The 2,818-nt window shown below is 44.7% G+C and carries 2 protein-coding genes, 2 rRNA genes and 1 riboswitch; of the genes, 2 read left to right on the top strand and 2 right to left on the bottom strand.

The annotated features are described in order from the left end of the window. Positions 1–192 precede the first annotated feature (192 nt). A 5S ribosomal RNA gene (rrf, locus tag E1757_RS35480) occupies positions 193–309 on the top strand. Positions 310–398: 89 nt separating this feature from the next. On the opposite strand, the gene E1757_RS35475 is transcribed toward rrf, so the two are convergent. Beyond that, on the bottom strand, positions 399–1,106 hold the full coding sequence (locus tag E1757_RS35475) for a polysaccharide deacetylase family protein (RefSeq protein ID WP_133237148.1): 708 nt from the start codon (positions 1,104–1,106) through the stop codon (positions 399–401). Between the two features lie 101 nt (positions 1,107–1,207). Then, positions 1,208–2,029: a stalk domain-containing protein gene (locus tag E1757_RS37035; protein WP_133237147.1), complete on the bottom strand. Its 822-nt coding sequence runs from the start codon at positions 2,027–2,029 to the stop codon at positions 1,208–1,210. Beyond that, a riboswitch (cyclic di-AMP (ydaO/yuaA leader) is annotated at positions 2,029–2,165 on the bottom strand. (Overlaps the previous gene by 1 nt.) A 482-nt stretch (positions 2,166–2,647) precedes the next feature. Here E1757_RS37035 and E1757_RS35465 point away from each other — a divergent pair. Continuing rightward, positions 2,648–2,818, top strand: a 16S ribosomal RNA gene (locus E1757_RS35465); the annotation flags it as partial.

The following is a 2,818-nucleotide window of genomic DNA, read 5'->3' as shown; positions in this document are numbered from 1 at the left end:
GCGGGACCCCTGATAAAAAAGCAATACAGCTATGCTTGCCGGTTTCGGATCCAGTTTTCAAGGCGCAATAACTTCACCCCACAAAGTGAAGGGAAGCTCCGATGATAATGCCGATTACTTTGCGGGGAGCCCCGAGAGCAATTGGCATGAAGAACGGATGTTCCTTGGCGGGAACATCAAACTTAAACCACGTTTGGTGATGATGGCGGAGGGGAACCACGCGTTCCCATCTCGAACACGACCGTTAAGCCCTCCAGCGCCAATGGTACTTAGACCGCAGGGTCTTGGGAGAGTAGGACGTCGCCAAGCAAATACCGGAAGCAGCCGATCCTTTAAGGATCGGCTGCTTTTTTTAGAGCGTTGAATATTAATTAAGTTTAGTTTACGAATAGCCAGGCTCATTTATTAGTTCTTCGAATTAAATCGGAAACCGTGACGAATTCGTACCCTTGCTTTTTGAGGACGGGTAATATTTGGCGAAGCGCTCCAACCGTTTGGCTGCAGTCTCCTTGCAAGTCATGAAACAGAATAATGTCGCCATTATGCACATTGGACAGAACAGTATTTACAATTTTATCGACACCGGGACGCTTCCAATCTTTTGTATCCTGGTACCAGGACCACATCACAACCGTCAGCTTGTCTTCCTTGGCTAAATCCAATAACGCCTCATTATAGAAGCCGCCCGGCGGTCGAAAAACATTCGGGATTTGTTCTGTTACATCAAAAATAACTTCTTGTGTCTGGCGAATTTCATCAATTAGCTTTGTAGGCGAAACGTTTTTCAAATAATGGTGATCGAAAGTGTGGTTGGCGATTTCATGACCTTCATTTACTTCGCGGATGGCAATGGTCGGGTACATTTGTACTCTTTTTCCTAATACGAAAAATGTAGCTTTGGCCTCGTATTCTTTTAATAAGTCCAATATTTGTGGGGTGTAAACCGGATTCGGCCCATCGTCAAACGTAAGTGCAATCAACTTCTTATCAGTTGTGACGTTCCAGACGACTTCACTGTTGGGATTACCGGAAGCTGAAGCGGCAGTGGTAAGGGCGATAATGCAAGCGCACAGAACAGATTTTTTTAATAGTTTGAACAGTTTCATCAACTCCTCGCGGATCCTTTCTATAGTTTGTTGGAACGGCGCGAGGAATATACAAAAAAGCAATTGCTCAAAATTAAGCAACTGCTTGATTAAACATACGGCTAATCCGATTTTAATTTGTAAATTTTGACTTGCTGCACACCGAATTGCATGGCTTGATTTTTGCTCCCCGGAATGTAAATATCAATTTTGTTTCCTTTGATCGCGTTGCCTATGTCAGTCGCTGTGGCATACATACCGCCTGCAGGCAATCCGTCGAACTGGTAGCCCTCAATATAAACCTTTGAGCCTAGCGGTATGACCTTGGGGTCGACGGAGATGGTACCAACTTGCAGAGGATTCCCGAAGTAATCCAGACTTGCATAGCCTCCGTTTTCATCGGCTGATCCTGTATAGGCTGTTGCTTTGGCTTCGATTACTTCATCGTGTTGTGGGGCATACCAAGCAGGGGCGTGGTATTGGTTGTCTTCATTTAAAATAGCAATTCGATTGTTGGCATCCCATTGCAAACGAATTTGCAAGGAATTGGCTAACGAACGTAAAGGAATATACACTTTCCCGTTCATAAATTGAGGAGCTGCTCCGAGCTCGACTTGCTTTCCATTAACCGAGGCATTCTTGCTTCCCGTCATAAATGAAAAGGAAGTGTCTTGATCCTTGAGTGTGACTTTCCATCCTTGTCCAACCGCTTCAGGTTGAGCTTCAAGGCCGAGTTTTTCGCTTATTGAACGTACAGGTACATGCAGTTGGTGCGCACTGTCCAAATAAGGCTGAGCATCCGAAAAGTCGACCAGTTTATCATTGATTTGCACTCTGACTTCCTCCTTCGATAGGGGAGGAGCCGCATGTGCGGTGTAAACCGGCGCAAGAAAAGCAGCCATTAAAGAAGTTGATAAAGCAATGCTTTTGACAAAATGATTCATTTTTCCCTCCTTGTGCCTCCGAGGTTAGTTGACGGATTCGGGAAGAGGTATCTCCCTAGTTTGCAAAGCTGCAAACATTCACCCCAGTAAATCGTCCCCCGTACAAACAAGCTGTTTGATTCGGCATTTTTGAAGTTATCATATATCCGGCTCATGATCAACCTATAAAATCCACCAGATACTTACTTTGTTTTCCATTAATGTCGATGTGCGGGCGAGATAGTGGCTATTTACAAGGAAATATATTTAGATAAAATAATTGTCGATTTTGCTTGCATTATATAGATGGATTTGTTATATTACTACTTGTCGCTTCTGAGGCAGCCGGAATTTGAAGTCGAAATAAACGCTTCTTCAAAAAAAAGTGCTTGCCATGATAGGCGCGAATGTGATATATTGATCAGGTCGCTTTTGACAGGTTGTCGAAAGAGATCGAGAAGAGCAAGACGATTGCCCTTTGAAAACTGAACAACGAGTGAGTGTTAAAAATAGAGAATGCAAATTCTCGCTAGCATTACTTTTGAGCTTAAGACAAGCTTTTTTACATCCCCTCAGTAATGTGGGGCCCCCGAAAAGTAATCGGAATTCTCTACGGAGGTTCGCTTCACTTTTTGGGGTATCGTGGAGAGTTTGATCCTGGCTCAGGACGAACGCTGGCGGCGTGCCTAATACATGCAAGTCGAGCGGACTGTTCCTTCGGGGACAGTTAGCGGCGGACGGGTGAGTAACACGTAGGCAACCTGCCTGTAAGACCGGGATAACTATCGGAAACGATAGCTAAGAGCGGAT

Origin of the sequence: Paenibacillus piri, from assembly GCF_004354045.1 — a bacterium.
Taxonomy (GTDB): Bacteria; Bacillota; Bacilli; order Paenibacillales; family NBRC-103111; genus Paenibacillus_S; species Paenibacillus_S piri.
Note: the sequence above shows the minus strand (reverse complement) of the source record. Positions and strands in the feature narration are given on the sequence as shown.